The 2,221-nt window shown below is 43.2% G+C and carries 2 protein-coding genes; both read right to left on the minus strand.

Features of this window, described 5'->3' with window-relative positions; genetic code table 11:
• Nucleotides 1-161 precede the first annotated feature (161 nt).
• Complete coding sequence (locus BP861_RS05405; RefSeq protein ID WP_292373334.1) at nucleotides 162-638, minus strand: hypothetical protein; 477 nt, start codon at nucleotides 636-638, stop codon at nucleotides 162-164.
• Between the two features lie 368 nt (nucleotides 639-1,006).
• Nucleotides 1,007-2,221 (minus strand): DUF4139 domain-containing protein (locus BP861_RS05410; RefSeq protein ID WP_292373336.1); only part of this gene is annotated, 1,215 nt, incomplete at its 5' end.

Here is a 2,221-nt window from a genome sequence, read left to right on the forward strand (position 1 = left end):
AACGCAAACCTTTTGAGAAAAGGTTTGATCGAAAACGGCTTGGCAACGGCGTGATCAACCGGCGCAACGGTTGCGGTCCAACGGTTGCGGTACAACTCCATCTATGACCAAAGAACTAAGCCAGATTACTCAGGTCACTTTAAGGAAAAACACCACGATATTTATTTAATAAGCTTATAGATAGCCACTGCCAATCCAAAACAACCAATCATCAAGCAGATATAGACAAGACCATTTGAAAGAGGAGTAGCAAAGAATAGAAATGGAATCATTGAAATTTCGGTTTCAATAAGGATAAAAGGGAGAATCATGTACATAATCGATATAATTAAATAACATATTAAAACCCTAGAAAAACTAGGAATTTTTTTAAGATGGGTAGGTATAAGAACTAGTGGGGCAAGAACGACCATCGGCACTGCAAAACATACCGTTCCTATGATCAGCCAGCTAATCTCACCGCCCATGAATAAAGCAAAATTGAGTACTATTCCTGCAAGGATAATCACTACGCTGGATAGCTTATTTTTAACTTGAGGCAGGAGAAAATATACGAAAGTAAGAGTTGTACAGCCTACTAGGAACATAAAGAAACTGATAAAAAGAACAGTATACAGAAGCCCTTCAGTATTAGTCATAAAAACCTCATATAGAAACAAACTCTAAAATTTTAATAGTTATAGTGGGATTAAAAATATAAAGGATTCTCATAAATTGTTCATTAAATTGCTCTTAATAGGATTCTCAGTTGCCTGTTCCACTTATTGCATCCAGAGCTCCTCTCGGCATTTTTCCGACTTACGCGTAGTCAACCAGCGCACAGTTTTGTTTGATCGCAACCCTTTTCAGAAAAGGCTTGACCGAAAACGTTGGGTTTGATTTTAAGAACCTTATCCCCAAACCCTATCCGGCGTGATCAACCGGCGCAACGGTTGCGGTGCAGCAGCTGCAGTACAACAGTTGGGGGCGTAGAGCCCCCATTTGACAGTTTGCTGTCTTCTGTTGATTAATAACGGCGTTCTACGGTATAGGAAATTTTCTTTGAGCTGTCTGCGGGTACGGTTATTTCCCATTCAGCGATAAAGGCTTCTTTTTTCTTGTATGGGTCAGAGCTGGTGGTAATTTCCCAGTCTCCGTAGAAGTGTTCTACAATTTTTACTTTCTGAGATTGGGATTTATGGTTTTTGATTTCGGTTTCGTAACTCTCCCTCCTGACATCCGAGCTCACCTTGTTGTAGCTGGTCTGGGTTCGTGTGCCTTTTACATCAAAAGCGTTTCCGACAATAACCGTTACCTCTCCGTCTTTTGGGGTGTGGTCTATCCTGTCTTCCCCTAGGAACTGGAGCTGACCCTGGGAATCAGCTTTATAAACTCTCAGAACTCCGGCAGGAAGAGGCATTCCAAGACCTTTTTCTTTTGAATTGTTAAGGCTTAAGGCAACCTGCACATCACTACTTTTTGAGACGTCAAAAACGAGTTCTTTTTCTACAGGCACGGAATCGGCAGAGAGCAGAGAAAGCTGTTTTACCTGATTACTCTTCAGGGTAGCCGGCCTTTCAAGGGTATAGAGGTGATACTCAAAGAGAGATTCCTCAACAAAGCCGCCCTCTGCCCCTGAGTACCTTTCTTCTGGTACTTCCGCAGCATCATACGCATATTTCGGCATGGGTGGGGGGGATACGCGGTGAACTTTCCCTGCAACCAATTTCAGTCTGGCATCCTCATAGGTTGTTCCTGCGGCGTTATCGATACTGACCCAGCCCTGGATATCGGCTTTCTTATCGTCTGCACTTGCTCTTACGATATAGTCGGCCTTCCAGCTCATTCCGCCCGTAAGATAGGAGGTAAGAACATCTCTCTTGCCTGCCACAGGCGAGTAAACCTGCCAAACCAGGGTAGGTTTTGTAAGCAGGTCTGCTGAATCCGGAAATTCAATTTTTGATACTTCTGAAATTGTTACGACTTTGCCATCACTCAGCCTGAGCACTACCCCACCGTCGTGACTCAGTAAGGTGCCTGTGTATGTGCCTCCTTCTTTTTCGGATACAGTAATTTCCTTATCCAGGAATTTCTCCAGAAGTTTCCGACCGCTTACAAGATCGTATTCATAATTTTGCTCCAGTACAGCAGTATCTTTATTCTTTGTGTCTTCAAACATTACTGATGTCGGGTCAATACAGGCAGCAACATCTGTATATTCTACCCTGTTGACCCCGGAAGC

This window comes from Methanosarcina sp. UBA411 (assembly GCF_002495725.1).
In the GTDB taxonomy this organism is placed as follows: Archaea; Halobacteriota; Methanosarcinia; order Methanosarcinales; family Methanosarcinaceae; genus Methanosarcina.

Coding starts and splice junctions, on each gene's coding strand:
- BP861_RS05405 (WP_292373334.1), bottom strand. CDS start 638: ATGACTAATACTGAAGGGCTTCTGTATACTGTTCTTTTTATCAGTTTC.